The 17941-nt window shown below is 66.1% G+C and carries 19 protein-coding genes; 14 read left to right on the top strand and 5 right to left on the bottom strand.

All coding sequences use genetic code 11. The annotated features are described in order from the left end of the window. Positions 1-121 precede the first annotated feature (121 nt). From N7422_RS03050 to N7422_RS03085, 8 genes are all read left to right on the top strand, one after another. Complete coding sequence (locus N7422_RS03050; RefSeq protein WP_279805124.1) at positions 122-898, top strand: YqcI/YcgG family protein; 777 nt, start codon at positions 122-124, stop codon at positions 896-898. Positions 899-900: 2 nt separating this feature from the next. Then, positions 901-1536, top strand: a complete 636-nt coding sequence (locus tag N7422_RS03055; RefSeq protein WP_279805125.1) for a LysE family translocator — start codon at positions 901-903, stop codon at positions 1534-1536. Between the two features lie 25 nt (positions 1537-1561). Then, a complete protein-coding gene (locus tag N7422_RS03060) occupies positions 1562-2662 on the top strand; it encodes a hypothetical protein (RefSeq protein ID WP_279805126.1) in 1101 nt (366 codons plus the stop codon). A gap of 92 nt (positions 2663-2754) precedes the next feature. Next, a complete protein-coding gene (locus N7422_RS03065; RefSeq protein WP_279805127.1) occupies positions 2755-3495 on the top strand; it encodes a sel1 repeat family protein in 741 nt (246 codons plus the stop codon). A gap of 128 nt (positions 3496-3623) precedes the next feature. Beyond that, the gene (locus tag N7422_RS03070) at positions 3624-4247 is read left to right on the top strand and encodes a ferric reductase-like transmembrane domain-containing protein (protein ID WP_279805128.1); all 624 of its coding nucleotides are present in this window, start codon (positions 3624-3626) and stop codon (positions 4245-4247) included. A gap of 17 nt (positions 4248-4264) precedes the next feature. Beyond that, positions 4265-4756, top strand: coding sequence for a DoxX family protein (locus tag N7422_RS03075; protein WP_279805129.1), 492 nt, complete (start codon positions 4265-4267; stop codon positions 4754-4756). Between the two features lie 62 nt (positions 4757-4818). Beyond that, a complete protein-coding gene (locus tag N7422_RS03080) occupies positions 4819-5682 on the top strand; it encodes a LysR family transcriptional regulator (RefSeq protein WP_279805130.1) in 864 nt (287 codons plus the stop codon). A gap of 49 nt (positions 5683-5731) precedes the next feature. Continuing rightward, on the top strand, positions 5732-6916 hold the full coding sequence (locus N7422_RS03085; RefSeq protein WP_279805132.1) for a glycosyltransferase: 1185 nt from the start codon (positions 5732-5734) through the stop codon (positions 6914-6916). 3 nt (positions 6917-6919) lie between these two features. On the opposite strand, the gene cobF is transcribed toward N7422_RS03085, so the two are convergent. Then, entirely contained in the window at positions 6920-7669 is a 750-nt protein-coding gene (cobF, locus tag N7422_RS03090; protein ID WP_279805133.1) for a precorrin-6A synthase (deacetylating), read from the bottom strand. 63 nt (positions 7670-7732) lie between these two features. Further along, positions 7733-9022, bottom strand: a complete 1290-nt coding sequence (locus N7422_RS03095; RefSeq protein ID WP_279805134.1) for an OprD family porin — start codon at positions 9020-9022, stop codon at positions 7733-7735. Between the two features lie 359 nt (positions 9023-9381). Between N7422_RS03095 and N7422_RS03100 the strand changes: the two genes are divergently transcribed. From N7422_RS03100 to N7422_RS03110, 3 genes are all read left to right on the top strand, one after another. Next, a complete protein-coding gene (locus N7422_RS03100) occupies positions 9382-9741 on the top strand; it encodes a histone-like nucleoid-structuring protein, MvaT/MvaU family (RefSeq protein ID WP_279805135.1) in 360 nt (119 codons plus the stop codon). A gap of 209 nt (positions 9742-9950) precedes the next feature. Beyond that, positions 9951-10478 carry a lactoylglutathione lyase gene (gene gloA / locus N7422_RS03105; RefSeq protein WP_279805136.1) on the top strand — a complete coding sequence of 176 codons (528 nt, stop codon included), beginning with the start codon at positions 9951-9953 and terminating at the stop codon, positions 10476-10478. Positions 10479-10573: 95 nt separating this feature from the next. Then, positions 10574-10816 (top strand): hypothetical protein, encoded by a 243-nt coding sequence (locus N7422_RS03110; protein WP_279805137.1) that lies wholly within the window; start codon positions 10574-10576, stop codon positions 10814-10816. Positions 10817-10898: 82 nt separating this feature from the next. Here N7422_RS03110 and N7422_RS03115 read toward each other — a convergent pair whose 3' ends face one another. After that, positions 10899-11720 carry a shikimate 5-dehydrogenase gene (locus tag N7422_RS03115; protein WP_279805138.1) on the bottom strand — a complete coding sequence of 274 codons (822 nt, stop codon included), beginning with the start codon at positions 11718-11720 and terminating at the stop codon, positions 10899-10901. A gap of 160 nt (positions 11721-11880) precedes the next feature. Here N7422_RS03115 and N7422_RS03120 point away from each other — a divergent pair, with 160 nt between their 5' ends. Then, entirely contained in the window at positions 11881-12219 is a 339-nt protein-coding gene (locus tag N7422_RS03120; RefSeq protein ID WP_279805139.1) for a hypothetical protein, read from the top strand. Between the two features lie 18 nt (positions 12220-12237). Here N7422_RS03120 and N7422_RS03125 read toward each other — a convergent pair whose 3' ends face one another. Both N7422_RS03125 and N7422_RS03130 read right to left on the bottom strand, forming a co-directional pair. Then, the gene (locus tag N7422_RS03125) at positions 12238-12870 is read right to left on the bottom strand and encodes a response regulator transcription factor (protein ID WP_279805446.1); all 633 of its coding nucleotides are present in this window, start codon (positions 12868-12870) and stop codon (positions 12238-12240) included. 11 nt (positions 12871-12881) lie between these two features. Then, on the bottom strand, positions 12882-14288 hold the full coding sequence (locus N7422_RS03130) for an ATP-binding protein (protein WP_279805141.1): 1407 nt from the start codon (positions 14286-14288) through the stop codon (positions 12882-12884). A gap of 182 nt (positions 14289-14470) precedes the next feature. On the opposite strand from N7422_RS03130, the gene N7422_RS03135 reads away from it, so the two are divergent. Beyond that, positions 14471-16093 (top strand): acyl-CoA synthetase, encoded by a 1623-nt coding sequence (locus N7422_RS03135; RefSeq protein WP_279805142.1) that lies wholly within the window; start codon positions 14471-14473, stop codon positions 16091-16093. A 35-nt stretch (positions 16094-16128) separates the two neighbouring features. Beyond that, a complete protein-coding gene (locus N7422_RS03140; RefSeq protein ID WP_279805143.1) occupies positions 16129-17898 on the top strand; it encodes an acyl-CoA dehydrogenase C-terminal domain-containing protein in 1770 nt (589 codons plus the stop codon). Positions 17899-17941 lie beyond the last annotated feature (43 nt).

Here is a 17941-nt window from a genome sequence, read left to right on the forward strand (position 1 = left end):
GTTTTACAACGTGACGACCTTCTCGGAAAATGCCGGTAAATAACAATTACCTATAGCCAAACCGCGTGGATATGACAGAAAAGTTCATTTAACGCTGCATTCGGATATACCTGGGGAAATCATGTTTACGGGTTATGGAAACTGCTACCGCCTGGATGCGCTGGAGCTGGCCGATGAACATGTCCAGAACAAACATCACTGGACGCACAAGACCATAGAACACTTCAAGGAAACGCTGGCCAACCCCGACTTTCCCTGCCTCTTCGGGCGCAAGGCGGTCATCGCGCGCACCTGCCACATCGTCTTCGCCCAGGCCGCCCGGCTGGCGGACGACATGGCCCAGGGGCTGGCCGAGTACATCCGCACCATCGAGCCGATCCCGCTCAAGCAGCGCATCGGCAATCCGCTGCTGGTCTTCCTCGAGACCTCGCCGGACACCTCGCTCATGGAGCAACAGGCCCTGGCCTGGAACGTGCTGCGCCAGGTCCATGTCCGCGACCCGCAGCCCTGGCCGGCGCAAGTGCCCCAGGATCCGCATGACGCTCGCTGGTCGTTCTGTTTTGCCGGCATGCCCCTGTTCATCAACATGAACTTTCCGGCCCATCGACAGATGAAAAGCCGCAACCTGGGCAAGCATATCGCCTTCGTCATCAATCCTCGCGAAAGCTTCGACGAAGTGGCCAGCGCCACCACCGAAAGCGGTCAGCGCATTCGCGCACGCATCCGCGAGCGGGTGCACCACTACAACGACGGCGTGATGCCCGACTCGCTTGGCTTCTTCGGCCAGGACGACAACTTCGAGTGGAAACAGTACCAACTGCAGGAGCCTGGCTCGCTCAACCCGGCGCGCTGCCCGTTCCATGCCCATGCAACACCCGAATCACTGATCGAGAACTGAATGTGAATACCGCACTGACCGCTACCTACGCCCTCACCGTCCTGCTGCTGATCGCCACGCCCGGCCCGGTGGTGGCACTGATCGTCAACACCGCCGCCGCCTCGGGCTCGCGCAAGGCCCTGTTCACCGCCGTCGGGACCAATTGGGCCTCGCTGGTGCTGATCGGGGCCGCCGCCTGGATCATCATGACCAGCGCGGCAATCGACAAGGCCTGGCTCAACGGCATGAGCCTGCTGGGCTGCCTGTTCATCGGCTACATTGCCCTGGGTACCCTGCGCGACGTGCTGCAGGCGCCGGCCGACAGCGCGCCGGCACAGGCCCAAACCACCGTGCCGGCAGGCCGCGGCGGCCTGCTGCAAGGCTTCATGGTCGGCATTTCCAACCCCAAGGACATCATTTTCTTCATCGCCTTCTTCCCACAGTTCATCCAGATCACCGAATCGTTCGGCAAGAGCATGATGGTGCTGTCGCTGCTGTGGATCGCCATCGATTTCGCCGTGCTCAGCCTGTACATCTTCGCCATCGGCAGGATCGCCTCGCCGCGCGCCAACCGCCTGATCAGCCTGGCCTCGGGTGTCGCACTGCTGCTGATCGCCGCCGTCGGCCTGGCCTACAACCTCAAGGAGCTGGCCGCCTGAGCCCGCCCTGCCCGAAGGAGCGCCCATGACCTCGATCAACACCTCACCTGCCGGCGCCATGGACGCTCCCGCCCCCCTGCCGACGGACTACCAGCACTTCCTGCAGCTGGGCAGCCGTCGGGCACCGCATACCCTGTACATTCACGAGCGCGGCTATCGCTCCGGCACCATCAACACCGATGCCCTGGGCATGCGCTACAGCCATTGCGCCGGCAAGCGCTTCTCGCTGGCCGAGCGCGGTGGCAAGGCGCGCGTCAACCTGCTGGTGGGCGGCTCCACCGCCATGGGCATCGGTGCAAGTTCCGACGAACATACCGTGGCTTCGTACCTGTCGATGCTGACCGGGGAGATCTGGCTCAGCCTGGCCGGTTGCGGGTTGAACGCGACGCAGGAACTGCTGATGTTCCTCACTCACCAGCACCGTGTCGGCCAGATCGGCCATGTCGTGGTGCTCAGCGGCCTGAACACCCTGGCCCAGGAAGCGCTCGCCGAAATGCTCGCGGGTGCCCAGGACCCTCATCACGCTCAGGCGTACCAGGCCTTTCTCAACCGCTTCAACGAAGGGGTGCAGCCGCCTGCGATACCACGCAGCGAGTCCTTTCTGCAACGCCTCGGCCAGGCCTTCGCGCCGCGTCGAACCGCGCAGTGGCCGCAGATCGAAGCACTGTCGAGCCCAGACAAGCGCCTGATTCGCGCCGCCGACTGCATCGGTCGCACCCTGCGTCAGTGGGACCGTCTGCTGGCCGGCGGCCACACTACCCTCACCTTCATCCTCCAGCCCCTGCTGCCGTGGTGCCGGGAAAGCCTGCCCAGCGCCGAACAAGCCATGCTGGAACGACTGCGCCGCCAGCCGACCCACTTCGACCGCCTGCTCGACAGCACCTTCGACAGCCAACTGCACATGGCCTTCTTCCGCCGAATCAAGAGCCAGGCCGACCCCGTACCTTGCTACGACATGAACTGCATGCTCGGCAGCTCGCCGGTGTTCACCGAGAACCTGTTCGTCGATCGCCTGCACTTCAACGACCTGGGCAACAACGCCCTGGCCAAGGTGATCACCGCCAAGCTCGGCCTGGCCCAGGAAAAACACGCCCTGCGCAAGGTCGCGCCGATCAAGCTGGTCTGATAGTGCCTTGCCGGGCTTTCGGCGAGCGGCCTTGGCTGGCTAGAATACGCCGTCGTCGCTCCTGATTCGCCTGAGGCACACGCGTACCCGTCATGACCTACCCAGCCGCCCCACAGCCTGTGACCTTGCGTCAGGTTCGCCGCGTCCGCGCGCGCCGAGCCGTATTCCTGCCCCTGCTGCTGGCGACGGCCAGCGCGCAGGCGCTGGAGGTGAGCATCGACCCTCATGCCGACCTGCTCTACCGCCAGGCCCTGCCCCTGCTGGAGCAGGCTGACAATCAGGATGCCAGTGCCAGCCCCCTGCGCACCGCCAGCGGCGACCCCGAACTGAGCCGCCAGGGCCAGGCGCTGGCCCATACCCTGCCCACGGCGGTGGCGCTGCTGAAGAAGTCCGTCGCCCTCGGCCACCCGGTGGCCCAGTACCGTCTGGCCCTGTACTACACCACCTACCTGCCGGCCGGCCAGATCGCCGAGGCCGCCTGCCCACTGCTGGAAGCCAGCCTCAGGCAAGGTTTCGCCCCGCCCGCCCTGGCCATTGCCCACTGGTGCCAACCGTACAATGCCAGCCCTGGCTACCGCGAAGCGCTGGAAGCGGTGCCCAGCATGGCCACCCTGTACGCACCGTACTACCCGCAGCCAGCGACCCGGCTGGCCTGCAATCGCACTCGACCGCAAGGGCTGCAGATGCAATGGGGCCGTCAGCGCGACTATCAGGCCGAGATCTACCGCCTGCTCGCCGAGATCGATCCGCAGCAGCGCCAGGCCTACCTGCACAAGGCAGTGGACATCAATGGCTGTGCGGCGGCGCAGCAACGCCTGACCAGCAACCGCTGAGCGCCGCTACAGACCGATACATAACCCCCCTCACCGCGACACACGGCAGATACCCGACCCCCGCACACTCCCGGCCACCCCAGCGCGACGGCACCCCGCCATCGCCCTGAACTCCGGGAGCCCCGCCCATGAAAGCCCTGCCCTTGCCCTCCGGCTGGAGGTTGTTCGCTGCCCTCGCGGCCCTGACCCTGGCGATGAGCGCTCTCGTGCTGCTCAGCCAGCCGCTGGGGCCGGACGGTCTGCGCAGCGCCATCCGCGCCACCGCCCGCAGCTCGTTCGCGTTGTTTCTGCTGACCTTCCTCGCCTCGGCCCTGGCCATCCTGCTGCCGAGCACCGCCAGCCGCCAGTTGCTGCGTGAGCGCCGCTACCTGGGCCTGGCATTCGCCTTCTCGCACACGGTCCACGGGGTGTTGATCTACCTCTACGCCAAGGCCTTCCCGGAACTGTTCTGGGCCGGTCGGACGGCCGTGGCGAACATACCGGGCTCGGTAGGCTACCTGTTCATCGCGCTGCTGGCCCTCACCTCGTTCAAGGCACCGATGCGCCTGCTCGGACCGCGGCGATGGAAGGGCCTGCACAGTACCGGCACCTGGGTGCTGGCGGCAGTGTTCTGCCTGTCGTTCTACAAGCGCATTCCCCTGGGCGGCTGGTATCCCCTGGCCTTTGCCCTGATGTTCGCCGCCATCGCCCTGAAACTCATCGCCAAGCAATCCCAGCGCCTGCGCCGGGTCGCCCCGGCGCTGTCGCACTGAACATCTGGAGACCGATCATGCCAACCCTCCTCCTGACTCGCCCCTTCGCCGCCCTCGACCGCGTCGGCAGCTGGGGCGCCGACCTGCCGCTGCGCCTGTTCCTGGCCTGGGAATTCTTCGAATCGGGCCTGGAAAAGTTCAACGGCAGCAACTGGTTCGCCGACCTGCAGGCGAGCTTCCCGTTTCCCTTCGACCTGTTGCCGGCGGGCCTGAACTGGCAGCTGTCGATGTGGGCCGAGCTGATCTGTCCGCTGCTTCTGCTGCTCGGACTGGGCACACGCCTGGCTTCGGCGGTGCTGATGGTGGTGACCGTGGTGGCGATTGCCGCGGTGCACTGGCCGGGCGCATGGTCGAGCCTGGCCGACCTGGCCCGCGGCTATGCGATCACCGATCAGGGGTACGGCAACTACAAGCTGCCGCTGATCTACCTGGTGGCGCTGTCGCCATTGCTGCTCAAGGGCGCCGGACGCCTGAGCCTGGATGGCTGGCTCAGGCGCCGCTGCCGCTAGACGCTTGCCAGCGCTGGGGCCGGGCCGGACAATGCCCCCACCTGCTCGCCCCGGAGCCTTTCGTGTCTCTCAAAGCCCTGCGCACCCTGGTGACCATCGCCCGCCACGGCACCTTCGCCCGTGCCGCCGACCTGCTCAGCCTGACGCCTTCGGCGGTCAGCCTGCACATCAAGCTGCTCGAAGACGAACTGCAGGTCATCCTGTTCGACCGCAGCCGTCGCCAGGTGATGCTGACCGAAGCCGGCCAGCTCGCGGTGGCCCGCGCCGAAGCCATCCTGGCCGCCTACGACGAACTGGCCGATACCCTGGCCAGCGCGCCAAGCCTGCGCGGCCGCCTGCGTATCGGCGCCATACACACGGTTCTGGCCCGGCGCCTGCCCCAGGCGCTGGTGTGGATCAAGGCGCACCACCCGCTGCTGCACATCAGCGTGGTCTCGGGCATGTCGGCCGAGCTTGCCCGGCGTGTCGAGGACGGCGAGCTGGATGCCGCCATCACCACCGAACCCGTCAGCCCGTACCCACAGTGCCTGCAGTTCGTACCGCTGTTCGAGGACCGCTTCTGGGCCATCGCCAGCCCGGAACTGGCGGGTCAGGGCCTGCCACAGCTGCTCGCCAGCCAGCCGTTCCTGCGCTTCGACAAGCGCGCCTGGGCCGGCCGGCAGATCGAACAGGAGCTGCGCCGCCAGCGCCTGCAGGTCAGCGAGCAGATGGAGCTGGACAGCCAGGAGGCCCTGGCCCGCATGGCGGCCATGGGGCTGGGCGTGGCGATCATTCCCATGAGCGATGACGACCTCGCACGCCTGCCCCCGGCCACCGTGCTGCCCTTCGGCGAACCACAGCTGACCCGGCGCATGGTGCTGCTCGAACATGAAAAGAGCCAGCGCCGGCATCTGAGCGCGGTGCTCAAGACCGCGCTGGAGGCGTGACCGCGCCACGCATGGTTAAATAGCGCCTTTTCCGCCAAGGCCCTCGCCCATGCCCCAGCTCCTGGTCATCGCCCACACCTGGCCCGAACCCACCGCGTGGAGCGCCGGACGGTACATGACGCAGCTTCTTGAAAGCTTCCGCGGGCACGGTTGGCGGATCACCGTGGCCAGTGCCGCCGCAACCGGTCCGCACAAGTCCGCCCTGGGCGTGGACGAGCTGGCTATCAGCCCTGGCGCGCTGCCTGAGGGCATATCGGCGCCCGACGTGGTGCTGTTCGACCATTTCCTGATGGAGGAGCAGTTCGCCGGCCCTGTCGCGCAACGCTATCCCCAGGCCCTGCGCATGCTCGCCGGCAACGGTCTGCAAAGCCTGCGCGAAGCGCGCCAGCAATTGCTTCGCCGGCGTCTGGTGGAGGGCCTTGACCCCAACGACTTCGGCGCCCTGTTCGCCACCCCCGGCCCCGATCTGTTCCGGCAGATGGCACCCGCCGCGACCACCCAGCGCGAAGTCGCGGCGATCTGGCGTTGCGACCTGACACTGCTCGCCACGCAGCGCGAGATCGACCTGCTGGTCAACGGCTTTGGCGTGGCGGATTACCTGCTGCACCACTGCCCGCCCTTGGCCGGCCCGCTCCACCAGCCCTTGCCCTCCTTCGGCGAACGCCAGCACTTCGTCAGCTTCGGCCATTTCGGCCAGGCGGCCTACCACGACGCCCTGTTGTGGATGAAGCACAACCTCTGGCCGATGCTGCGCCGGCGCCTGCCGGATGCCCGGTTGCAGCTGTACGGTACCGGGCCGGCGGCCAAAACCATGGCCTTGCATGCACCGGACGAAGGGTTCCATGTACTGGGCCAGGCCGAGGATCCCCAGGCCGCGATGGCCAGCGCCCGGGTATGCCTGGCGCCGCTGCGCTTCGGTGCCGGGGTTGTCGGTGAGCTGATGGACGCACTGCGCTGCGGCACACCCAGCGTGACCACGCCTGTCGGCGCCGAAGGTCTGCAGACGCATCGCCCCTGGCCCGGCGGCATCGCCACCAGCACCGAGGAGTTGGCCGCGCAGGCGGTCCGGCTGCACAGCGATGAAGCTGCCTGGCAGCAGGCCCAGGAGGCCTGCGCGCCGTTGCTCGCGGCCCGGCGTGACCCGGTACTCCTGCGACGGGTCGAACATGCCCTGCAGCATCTGGAGGAGCAGCGTTTGTACAACTTCACCGGCGCGATGCTGCGCAGGCGTTGATGCCTACAGCTGCCGCCGCAGCAGATAGGTATCCATGATCCATCCCTTGCGCCGCCGCGCCGCTTCGCGCAGCTCAAGGATGCGCGCCTTCACCGCCGACAACGGCCCGCTCACCAGCAACTCGTCGGCCGTGCCCAGGTGGGCGCCCCAGTAGATCACCAGCTGTGGATCCTCCAGGGCGGCGAAGGCGCACTGCCCATCGAGCATCACCACGACATTGTCGATCCGTGCCTGCTCGCCAAGGCGCCGCCCCGGAAGCACGGTCAGCGGCTCACCGATACGGTTGAGGGGGATCTGGTGCCTGGCGGCCAGGGCCTGGACGCTGCTGATACCGGGAATCACCTCGAGCGCGAGCGACACCCCACGCTCACGAACCAGGTCGAGGATGCGCAAGGTGCTGTCGTAGAGCCCGGGCTCGCCCCAGAGCAGGAAGGCGCCGACATCGTCGGTGCCCAGTTCCTCGTCGATCAGGCGTGCGTACAGCGCGGCGCGCTGGGCGTGCCAATCCTGCACGGCGCCGACATAATCCGTCGCCTGGCCATCACGCAGTGGATCGCCCACCTGCACCAGGCGATAGCCGCCTTGGGGCAGGTAGCGCTCGAGGATCGTCCGCCGCTGGCCCGCCAGTTCGTCCTTGACCGCGCCCTTGTCGAGCACGAAGAACACCGTGGCGCGCCGCAGGGCTTCCACGGCCTCGTAGGTGACCTGGCGAGGGTCACCGGGACCGATGCCGATCAATAGAAGTTGTTTCATCGCCTGACCTGCCTGGAAACCGGTGGCCATTGTCGGTCGGCCACCGGCGTTTGGCAAAGGCGCTCAGAGAATCGAGAAGTTGTAGCTGACGATGACCCGGGTCTCGTCCATGTCACGCGCCCACTTCTCGTAGTTGCTGCGGTAGGTGGAGTTGCGCAGGCGCACGCTGACGTCCTTGAAGGTGCCGCTTTGCACCTGATACTTCAGCTCGGTGTCGCGTTCCCATTCCTTGCCTTCGGCGCTGCTGCCCGGGGCCTTGATGTTGTCGCCATTGATGTAGCGGGTGAAGAAGGTCAGGCCGGGCACGCCCAGGGCCTTGAAGTCGTAGTCGTAGCGTACCTGCCAGGAGCGCTCCTGAGCGGCGGCGAAGTCGTTGACCTGGGCGTAGTTGACCAGGTAGGGATTGCTGCCATCGAGGTACGGCATGGCGCTGTCGCCGTACATGCGCTGCCAGCCGGCGCTGAGCTTGTGTCCACCGAGGCTGTAGCCGAGCATGCCGCTGAAGGCGCGGTGGTCGATCCGGCCGGCACGGGCGTTGCCGATGTCGTCGCTCTTGATCACCCGCAGGTCGGCCGACAGGCTACCGACTTCCAGAGGCTGACTGGCGACCAGGCCAAGGAAGTGTTGACGGTAGATGTTTTCCAGCTTGGAGACCTGGTACTGGGCGCTGACACGGTCGTTGAAGCGGTAGTCGACACCCGCCAGGTCGAAGTGATCGGCCTCGATGTCGCAGGCGTAGCGCTTGTTCTTGCAGTGGACGCGAATGTCCTGGCGGTCGGTGGAGTCCCGCGCGGTGTACTGGTTCAGGCGCGCCAGGGTGAACTTGAGGTCGCGCACCTCTTCGGAGGTCAGCCAGGCGCCGTGGAACATGGTCGGCAACAGGCGGCCATCGTTGTACTTGAGCAGCGGCACATCCGGCATCATCGAACCGTACTTGAGTACGGTATTCGAAACCTTCACCTTGCCGGCGATGCCCATCTTGGCGTACTGGTCGGCGGAGTGGCGCGGGTCGTGCCCGGAAGACGGCAGCAAGCCGCTGTTGCTGTCCGCCGGGCTCGAATCCAGCTTGAAACCGAGCATGCCCAGCGCATCCACGCCAAAGCCTATCGGACCCTGGGTATAACCGGACTGGACATTGAGGATGAAGCCCTGGGCCCATTCTTCGCGCTTCGACGCACCCTGGCTGGAACTGCTGTGGCCGTCACGGAAATCCCGATTGAAATAGACATTGCGTGCTTCGACCTTGGCACTGCTGTCTTCAAGAAAACCGGCGGCCTGAGCGTTGATACCGGCACACAGGAAGAACAGGCCGGCAACTCGGCGCCCAGGGGCGAGGGGGAAAGGGGCAAACATGCGGGGAAACATCCAAAAGAAGGGCAGAAAAACGATCCGGGCAACCACTTGCACCGGCACTACAGGACGGCCGAGTACATTTCGACCATCATCGTAAATTTTCCACCAATCGCTCTAGCTCGGGCCATGGGACCATGGTCTAAGGCCCCAGGCCAGTCATTGCGGCACACGCTTCGAATACGGCGCGAAAATCCGCCAAAGTTCCCGGCTAATGGATTGAAAGTTTGCTGTTTACCCACTTGCCTGCGACTACTACACTCACACTCAGCGAACAGCTATACCCACCCGCGTGGCCGGCGTTCAATGCAATCTTCATGTTCGTCACGTCATGCCACGGCAGACTTACAGGAGTGATGACAGTGTCCAGACTTGCAGAGTTTCGTGCTGCCGAAAAAGCGCTTCAGGAACAAATGGCACAATTGGAGGCGCTAAAAAAGGATGCCGGCCTTAAACGCGAAATCGAATTCGAGCAGAAACTAGTCGGCCTGATGAAAAGCTATGACAAGAACCTGCGCGACATCATTGCCATTCTCGATCCCAAGGCCGTGCCCCGTGCACCGGCCGGCGCGGTCAAGCAGCAGCGTCGCCCACGCGTGGTGAAGGTCTACGAGAACCCCCACACCGGCGAACGGATCGAGACCAAAGGCGGCAATCACCGGGGGCTGAAGGCCTGGAAAGAACAGTATGGCGCGCAGACCGTGGAAAGTTGGGTGCGCTGATGAAACCTCGACAAGTGCTTCACACTTTTTTCACAAGCACAGGCTCAATATTGAACCAGCTAAAGGACTAGCGACCCCATCACGCGCCCGCACATGCGGGCCTCTAATTCCGGCGCCCCGCACTCGTGCGGGGCGCTTTCATTTGCGCTGCAGGCTCACTGCCGTATCATGGCCCGTCTGAATGACCTAGGCCTGATTCCGGAGTACCCATGAGCCTGCACGATCTGCACACCCTGCCAGGCGTCACTGCCCAGCCAGACGCCGCCACCGCCAACTTCGTGTTCAACCACACCATGCTGCGGGTCAAGGACATCGAGAAATCGCTGGATTTCTACACCCGCGTGCTGGGCTTTCGCCTGGTGGACAAGCGTGACTTCCCGGAAGCGGCCTTCAGCCTGTACTTCCTGGCCCTGGTCGACCCGGCACAGATCCCGGCCGACGACGCCGAGCGCCACCAATGGATGAAGTCGATCCCCGGCGTGCTGGAACTGACCCACAATCACGGTACCGAAAACGACGCTGGGTTCGCCTACCACAATGGCAACACCGACCCACGCGGCTTCGGCCACATCTGCATCTCGGTGCCGGACGTGCGCGTCGCCTGTGCCCGCTTCGAGGCGCTCGGCGTACCGTTCCAGAAGCGCCTGCAAGATGGCCGCATGAACCACCTGGCCTTCGTCAAGGACCCGGATGGCTACTGGGTGGAAGTGATCCAGCCGACCGAGCTGAAAGGCTGATCCGTCCGCTCGCGCTCGTCGGGCCGGGAACTCCCGGCCCCTCGCTGTGGTATATGGAAGTAACAGCGCTTCCAAGCCACAGCGAGGTAAGGACGATGCAAACCCTTCACTGTGAATATCGCGACCACACCATCACCGCCAGCGTGATGCCCCACCCAGACTCTCCCCTGCCCTACGCCGCCGGATGCCTGATCACCGATCCCGAAGGCCATACCAGCAAGCGGATCTCGATGCCGATGAAATTGTTCTGCGACCTGGACAACGCCCAGCACGTCTCCCTGGCCCATGGCCGGGCGCTGGTCGACCAGCTGCTCGACGAGGGGCACAAGGTCTTCTGAGGTCGTTGCCGGCGAAAAGGACGCAGTTTCGCGGGTAAGCTCCCACAGGGATCAGCGCTCCGCGCAGGGGTTTACCCGCGATTCAGGCCTGCCGTGCATACGCCACTGCCGCATCGACCTGCGCCGGCGTCGGCCGCACCCCGGTGTACAGCACGAATTGTTCCAATGCCTGCAGGGCGATCACCTCCAGCCCGGTGATGACCGGCTTGCCCAGTGCCTGGGCGTGGCGGATCAATGGCGTCAGTGCCGGCATCGCCACGACATCGAAGACGCGCTCGGCCGCTGCGATGGCCGTTTCCGGGAAGGCCAGCTGATCCGCCTCCGGCCCCCCGGCCATGCCGATCGGCGTGACGTTGACCAGCAGCGGCGGGCAGCGGCCATCCAGTTCGGGCAGCCAGCGATAACCGCAGACATCCGCCAGCTGCCGCCCTGCCTGCTCGTTGCGGGCAACGATGATCCCATCACCGAACCCTGCGTCGCGCAGCGCGCTGGCCACGGCCTTGGCCATGCCGCCGCTGCCGCGCAGGGCAAAGCCGCTGGCGGGGTCGACCCGGTGGTGGGCCAGCAACTGGCGTACCGCGAGGTAGTCGGTGTTGTACGCCTTCAGGTGCCCGTCGGTGTTGACCAGGGTGTTCACCGAGTCGATGGCCGCAGCGGATGGGTCGATCTCGTCCACCAATGCCATGCAGGCCTCCTTGTAAGGCATCGACACACCGCAGCCACGGATGCCCAGCGCGCGGATGCCGCCTACGGCGGCGGGCAGGTCCTGGGTGGTCATGGCCTTGTAGTAGTAGTCCAGCCCCAGCTGCTGGTAGAGGTGATTGTGAAAGCGCACCCCGAAGGTGCCGGGGCGGCCGGCCAGGGAAATGCACAGAACCGTGTTCCTGCTGGGTGGAATGCTCATCGCTGCTCCTCAGTCATGGCTGAAACGATTGTGCGAGGGTAGCAGACGCCACCGCCGGTCGCCCCTTACACAACCTTTACCCTTTCCCCCGGCGCACCTCGGGCGCCTTGCGGTCATAGTAGGCAAGCCCCGAACGAGGGGTCTTGCGCGAGGTGTCACCATGAAACGTTTCATCCCCGGAATCGCCCTGCTGGTCGGCGCACTGGCCATCAGCGGGCAAGCATCGGCCCATGGCGGCGGCTGGTATGGCCCGGGGCCCGTGATCGGCGCCGCCGTGGTCGGCGCAGTGGTCGGCGCGGCCGTTTCGGGCGGGCGTGACCGCACCGTGTACGTTCAGCCACAGCCAGTCTACGCACCGCCGCCGGTGTACGTGCAGGCGCCACCGCCGCCGGTGTATTACCAGCCCTACGTAGTGGAGCGCTACGTGCCAGCGCCGCCGCCGGTGTATCGCCGCTACTACGGCCCGCCACCGGTCTATTACGGCCCGCCGCGCTGGTGATCGCCAGACGCTGAGCGCTCAGCTCGCCCGCAGCCCCAGGGCCTGTACCTGGCCGCAGGCGATCGCCATCCCTACCAGTTCCGCCAGGCTCTCGGCCTGCATGCGTTTCATCACGCGTCCACGATACAGGTCGATGGTCTTCACGCTCACGCCCAGGCGCTCGGCGATCTCGCGATTGCCCTGCCCCTGGACCAACGGAATGAACACATCTCGCTCCCGTGGGGTGAGGCTGTCGATCCGCGCCTGCACCTGCGCCACCTCGCCACTGCCCGCATGGCTGGCTCCGGCGCGGTTGAGCGCGGCCTGCACACTGTCGAGCAGCAACTGATCGTTGTAGGGCTTCTCGATGAAGTCGACGGCACCGGCCTTGAATGCCCTGACCACGATGGGCACGTCGGCATGGGCGCTGACGAAGATCAGTGGAATCCGTACCCCCCGCTCGCGCAGCGCCTGCTGCACCGCCAGGCCCCCCAGCCCCGGCATGCGCACGTCGAGCAGGACACAGGCCGGCCCGGAGTCCTCGCAGGCATCGAGAAAGGCCTGCCCCGAAGTGAACGGCAATGCCTGCAGCCCCACGGACTCGAGCAGCCACACCGTGGAATCGAGCATCCCGGCATCGTCGTCGACCACATACACCTTCGCTTGCACCACCGCATCCCCCGTCATGTCCGGTTTACCGCCAGGCGACAGCACAGGACCAGTCCATGCTCTTCACCTGCACGCGCCCACAAGCTGCCGTCGAAGCCCTCGACGATGCTGCGGCTCATGCTCAGCCCCAGGCCAAGGCCATCGGCCTTGCTGGTGATGAAGGGCGTGAACAGCGTGTCCATGCGTTCAGGCGATACGCCCGGGCCCTGGTCGGCCACTTCCACCTGCAACCCATCGGCCTCGCGCCGGGCGCTTAGCAGGATACGCGACGGACGGCCCGGATGCTGCTCGCGGTTGGCATCGATCGCGTTGCGCAGCAGATTGAGCAATACCTGCTCGAGCAGCACACGGTCGGCATACACCCTCGGCAACTGCGCAGCCAGCCGCAACTCGATGCGCACCTGCGCGCCAGCGGCCTCCCAGGCACACAGGCGCAGCGCTTCCTCGGCCACCTCGTTGATATCCACCGCCTGCAGCTGGCGCGGGCCTTTACGAAGAAAAGCGCGCAGGCGGCGGATCACCTGCGCGGCATGGGTGGCCTGGGCGTTGATGCGCTGCAGCCCCTGGGCGACCCGCTCCCGCGCCTGGGGGTCGTGGTCCAGGTTGTTCAGGTAGCGCAGGCTGGCATTGCTGTAGTTGAGCACCGCGGCCAGCGGCTGATTGATCTCGTGGGCGATGCCCGAGGCCAGCTCGCCCAGGGTGGCGACCCGGGCGCTGTGGGCGAGACTCTCCTGGGCCTCGATGCGCAGGGTGATGTCGCGCGACACCGCGACGATCTCCACCACCGCGCCGGTATAAGTTTCGCGGATCGCCCGGCAGGCGATCTCGAACCAGCGGTAGCGCCCGTCGGCATGGCGCACGCGGCAGGTCACGGTGTGATAGCCGTCCGCCTCCAGCGCGGCGCCCGCCTGCAGCAGTACCTGGCGCCGCTCGCGCGGGTGCAACAGGCCGTGCGCAGGGCTGGCGCGCAATTGCTCCGGCCATACCCCGAGCAGGCGAAACGCCGCGGGTGTGGCGTCGAGAAAACGCCCATCCGGGCTGTGCCGGGAGATCAGGTCGGTGGTGTTCTCGGTGATCAGCCGGTACAGCCGCCGGGCGCGACTGGCCTCACGCTCGCCATGGCGCTCGGCACTGGCATCGCGGCAGCGCGCCAGAACCTGCTGGCGCGGCGCATCGGGGATGAAGGTCCAGAGCAGGATGCGCTCACCCACTTCGGCTTCGACGTCGCTGATCGCCCGCGCCTGGGACAGGCAGGCACGCACCAGCGCGGCATGGTTGGCCGGCAGCCAGTGCGTCAAGGGCGGGCCGCCCTGGATCAGCGCCTGCAAGGCAGGATTGAGTTGCCACGCCAGCGCATCCGGGCCGATCAACAGACTGGGTTGAGGGTCCAACGCCAGCAAGGGGGTACAGGTGAGGTCCACAGGTAACAGCCTTTATTATAGTAGTTTTACTATATTGCTATAGTCGATCTTCCAGATACGATAGCGGCTCGCGTAAAAAAGCGACAGGGAGGCCTGCACCTCCCACCTGATCAGAGCTAACAATCAGCCACCAGGGAGACAAGCGCGCCACGGTGCGCCCGCCTCCCTTACAGGACAACCGTATGTCGATCTTCTCCCAGGGCCTGATGCCCGCGCCCGTCAACCACGTCGCCCTGACTCCCCTGAGCTTCATCGAACGCACCGCCGCCGTCTACGGTCGCTACCCGGCCGTGATCCACGGCGCCATCCGCCGCGACTGGCAGCAGACCTACGCCCGCTGCCGGCGCCTGGCCAGCGCCCTGCAAGGTCGCGGCATCGGCCGCGGCGACACGGTGGCGGTGATGCTGCCGAACATCCCCGCCATGCTCGAGGCGCACTTCGGCGTGCCGATGATCGGCGCGGTGCTCAACACCCTCAACGTGCGCCTGGATGCCGAGGCCATCGCCTTCATGCTGCGCCACGGCGAAGCCAAGGTACTGATCGGCGACCGCGAGTTCCACGGCGTCATCAAGGACGCCCTGGCGCTGCTGGAGCACCCGCCGCTGGTGATCGACGTGGACGATCCGGAATACGGCGAAGGCCAACCGGTCAGCGACCTGGATTACGAGGCACTGCTGGCCGAAGGCGATCCGGCGTTCGCCTGGGCATGGCCCGACGACGAGTGGCAGGCCATCTCGCTCAACTATACCTCCGGCACCACCGGCAACCCCAAGGGCGTGGTCTACCACCACCGCGGCGCCTACCTCAACGCCATCGGCAACCAGATGACCTGGGCCATGGGCCACCGCCCGGTGTACCTGTGGACCTTGCCGATGTTCCACTGCAACGGCTGGTGCTATCCCTGGACCATCACCGCCCTGGCCGGCACCCATGTGTTCCTGCGCCGGGTCGACCCGCAGAAGATCCTCACCCTGATCCGCGAGCACCGGGTCAGCCACCTGTGTGGCGCGCCGATCGTGCTCAACGCCCTGGTCAACATGCCCGACACCGCCAAGGCGGCCATCGACCACCCGGTGCAGGCCATGGTCGCCGGCGCGGCGCCACCGGCCAAGGTGATCGGCGCGGTGGAGCAAATGGGTATCCACCTCACCCACACCTATGGCCTGACCGAGGTCTACGGGCCGGTGACGGTGTGCGCCTGGCATGACGAATGGGACGAACAGCCGTTGGAGGCGCGGGCGCGGATCAAGTCTCGCCAGGGCGTGCGCTACCCGACCCTGGACGGACTGATGGTGGCCGATCCGCAGACCCTGGCGCCGGTGCCGCGCGACGGCGAAACCCTCGGCGAGATCTTCATGCGTGGCAACACGGTGATGAAAGGCTACCTGAAGAACCCCGAGGCCACCGCCGAAGCCTTCCGTGGCGGCTGGTTCCACACCGGCGACCTGGCGGTCTGGCACCCCGATGGCTACGTCGAGATCAAGGACCGGCTCAAGGACATCATCATTTCCGGCGGCGAGAACATCTCCACCATCGAGGTCGAGGACGTCCTGTACAAGCACCCCGCCGTGCTCGAGGCCGCCGTGGTCGCGCGTCCGGATGAAAAATGGGGCGAGACGCCGTGCGCCTTCGTGACCCTGAAGACCGGCCATGGCGCCACGCGCGAAAGCGACGTCATCGCCTGGTGCCGTGAGCACCTGGCCGGCTTCAAGGTGCCGAAGACCGTGGTATTCGGCGAACTGCCCAAGACCAGCACCGGCAAGATCCAGAAGTACGTGCTGCGCGATCGGGCCGGAACGCTCTGAGCCCCCGCCCTCCAATCCCTTCGACGAGCCCCGCCATGACCGAATACAACGCCCCGCTACGCGACATGCGCTTCATCCTCAAGGACGTCTTCCAGGGCCCGGCCCTATGGGCGCGCCTGCCGGCCCTGGCCGAACGGGTCGACGCCGAGACCGCCGACGCCATCCTCGAGGAGGCCGCGAAACTCACCAGCCAGTTGATCGCCCCACTCAGCCGCCACGGCGATGAACAAGGTGTGCGCTTCGAAAACGCCGAGGTGCGCACCCCCGACGGTTTTCGCGAAGCCTGGCAGATCTACCGCGACGGGGGTTGGGTCGGCCTGGGCGGCAACCCCGACCATGGCGGCATGGGCATGCCGAAAATGCTCGGTGTGCTGTTCGAGGAGATGATGTACGCCGCCGACAGCAGCTTCAGCCTCTACTCGGCGCTCAGCGCCGGCAGTTGCCTGGCCATCGACGCCCACGCCAGCGATGCGCTCAGGGCAACCTACCTGGCACCGCTGTACGAGGGCCGCTGGGCCGGCACCATGTGCCTGACAGAACCTCACGCCGGTACCGACCTGGGCCTGATCCGCAGCCGCGCCGAACCCCAGGCCGACGGCAGCTATCGCATCAGCGGCAGCAAGATCTTCATCACCGGCGGCGAGCAGGACCTGACCGAGAACATCGTCCACCTGGTGCTGGCGCGCCTGCCCGATGCGCCGCCCGGGCCCAAGGGCATCTCGTTGTTCCTGGTGCCGAAGTGGCTGGTGGGTGCGCACGGCAGCCTCGGCGCACGCAATGGCGCGCACTGCGGTTCGATCGAACACAAGATGGGCATCAAGGCCTCGGCCACTTGCGTGATGAACTTCGACCAGGCCGAAGGCTATCTGGTCGGCGAGGTGAACAAAGGCCTGGCGGCGATGTTCACCATGATGAACTACGAACGCCTGTCCATCGGCATCCAGGGCATCGGCTGCGCCGAGGCGTCCTACCAGAGCGCCGCCCGTTATGCCCGTGAGCGCCTGCAGAGCCGTGCCGCCGGCGGCGCCCAGGACCAGGCCCGGCTGGCCGACCCGATCATCGTGCACGGCGATGTGCGGCGCATGCTGCTGACCATGCGCACCCTCACCGAAGGCGGGCGGGCATTCGCCGTCTACGTCGGCCAGCAACTGGATATCGCCCGTTACGCCGAGGACGCGGGCGAACGCGAGGGCGCCCAGCGCCTGGTCGCCCTGCTCACCCCGGTGGCGAAAGCCTTCTTCACCGACAATGGGCTGGAAAGCTGCGTGCTCGGCCAGCAGGTGTTCGGCGGCCATGGCTACATTCGCGAATGGGGGCAAGAGCAGCGCGTGCGCGATGTGCGCATCGCGCAGATCTACGAAGGCACCAACGGCATTCAGGCCCTGGACCTGCTCGGGCGCAAGGTGTTGGCCGACGGCGGCCAGGCACTGGCCGGCCTGGCCGCCGAGATCCGCGCCTTCTGTGTCGATGCCGCGCTGCACCGCGAGGCCCTGCTGCAAGCGCTGGTGCGCCTGGAGAGCGTGAGCAAGTGGCTGCAGACGCGCGCCGGCGAGGATGCCAACCTGGTCAGCAGCTCGGCAGTGGAATACCTGCATCTGTTCGGCCTGACCGCCTATGCCTACATGTGGGCACGGATGGCCGGCACGGCACAGCGACAGTACGACACCGACCCGGCCTTCCACGGCGCCAAGCTCGAATGCGCGATGTTCTTCTTCCAGCGCGTGCTGCCGCGCGGCCTGGCGCTGGAAGCGACGATCCGCGCCGGCAGCGCCAGCCTGTACGGCCTGGCGGCCGAGCAGTTCTGAATCGGGTGCCAGGCCGGCGCGTCCGACCCGCAGGCCTGGCACA

It is taken from the genome of Pseudomonas sp. GD04091 (assembly GCF_029836165.1).
Classification (GTDB): domain Bacteria; phylum Pseudomonadota; class Gammaproteobacteria; order Pseudomonadales; family Pseudomonadaceae; genus Aquipseudomonas.

Coding starts and splice junctions, on each gene's coding strand:
- N7422_RS03050 (WP_279805124.1), top strand. CDS start 122: ATGTTTACGGGTTATGGAAACTGCTACCGCCTGGATGCGCTGGAGCTG.
- N7422_RS03060 (WP_279805126.1), top strand. CDS start 1,562: ATGACCTCGATCAACACCTCACCTGCCGGCGCCATGGACGCTCCCGCC.
- N7422_RS03065 (WP_279805127.1), top strand. CDS start 2,755: ATGACCTACCCAGCCGCCCCACAGCCTGTGACCTTGCGTCAGGTTCGC.
- N7422_RS03070 (WP_279805128.1), top strand. CDS start 3,624: ATGAAAGCCCTGCCCTTGCCCTCCGGCTGGAGGTTGTTCGCTGCCCTC.
- N7422_RS03075 (WP_279805129.1), top strand. CDS start 4,265: ATGCCAACCCTCCTCCTGACTCGCCCCTTCGCCGCCCTCGACCGCGTC.
- N7422_RS03085 (WP_279805132.1), top strand. CDS start 5,732: ATGCCCCAGCTCCTGGTCATCGCCCACACCTGGCCCGAACCCACCGCG.
- cobF (WP_279805133.1), bottom strand. CDS start 7,669: ATGAAACAACTTCTATTGATCGGCATCGGTCCCGGTGACCCTCGCCAG.
- N7422_RS03095 (WP_279805134.1), bottom strand. CDS start 9,022: ATGTTTGCCCCTTTCCCCCTCGCCCCTGGGCGCCGAGTTGCCGGCCTG.
- gloA (WP_279805136.1), top strand. CDS start 9,951: ATGAGCCTGCACGATCTGCACACCCTGCCAGGCGTCACTGCCCAGCCA.
- N7422_RS03110 (WP_279805137.1), top strand. CDS start 10,574: ATGCAAACCCTTCACTGTGAATATCGCGACCACACCATCACCGCCAGC.
- N7422_RS03115 (WP_279805138.1), bottom strand. CDS start 11,720: ATGAGCATTCCACCCAGCAGGAACACGGTTCTGTGCATTTCCCTGGCC.
- N7422_RS03120 (WP_279805139.1), top strand. CDS start 11,881: ATGAAACGTTTCATCCCCGGAATCGCCCTGCTGGTCGGCGCACTGGCC.
- N7422_RS03135 (WP_279805142.1), top strand. CDS start 14,471: ATGTCGATCTTCTCCCAGGGCCTGATGCCCGCGCCCGTCAACCACGTC.
- N7422_RS03140 (WP_279805143.1), top strand. CDS start 16,129: ATGACCGAATACAACGCCCCGCTACGCGACATGCGCTTCATCCTCAAG.